The 700-nt window shown below is 71.3% G+C and carries 1 protein-coding gene; it reads left to right on the top strand.

Going from position 1 to position 700, the window contains the following annotated elements:
• A partial coding sequence (locus APY03_RS01805) for an autotransporter outer membrane beta-barrel domain-containing protein (protein ID WP_157103358.1) occupies positions 1 to 700 on the top strand: 700 nt, incomplete at both ends.

Below are 700 nucleotides of genomic sequence, written 5' to 3'. Positions count from 1 at the left end.
CTCTCGGGCGCCAACAGCTACGGCGGTGCCACCGCCGTCAGCGAAGGCACCCTGCGCGCCGGCGCTGTCAATACCTTCAGCCCGGCCTCTGCCCACAGCGTGGCCGCAGGGGCCACGCTCGACCTTGCCGGCTTCAGCCAGAGCATCGCTGGCCTTGCCAACGCCGGCACCGTCTCCCTCGTCGGTGCAACACCCGGCACGACTCTCACCGTCAACGGTCCTTATGCGGGCAACAACGGTCTCCTGCGCTTGGGTACCTTTCTCGGAGACAGCGCCAGCGCGAGCGACCGGCTCATCCTCAGCGGTCCCGCAGCCGCGGCCAGCGGGCGCACCACCGTGCAGGTGGTCAACCTCGGCGGCCTCGGGGCGGTCACGACGGGCAACGGCATCGAACTGGTGAGTGCCCTCAACGGCGCCACCACCACCGCGCAGAGCACCCGGGACGCCTTCGCGCTGCAGGGCGGCCATGTGGATGCGGGTGCCTACGAGTACCGGCTGCAGCCCGGCGATGCCGCAGGCGCCGGAGAGAACTGGTACCTGCGTTCCACCAGCACCATCATTCCGCCGGCACCTCCGGCACCTCCGGCCCCACCCGCCCCGCCTGCGCCACCGGCTCCACCGACATCCCCGGCACCTGTTGATCCGTCACCGCTGCCGCCACCGGCTCCCACGGCTGCCCCCATCCAGGTGCCCACCTACC

Source organism: Variovorax sp. WDL1 (genome assembly GCF_001541225.1).
Taxonomy (GTDB): domain Bacteria; phylum Pseudomonadota; class Gammaproteobacteria; order Burkholderiales; family Burkholderiaceae_C; genus Variovorax.
Note: the sequence above shows the minus strand (reverse complement) of the source record. Positions and strands in the feature narration are given on the sequence as shown.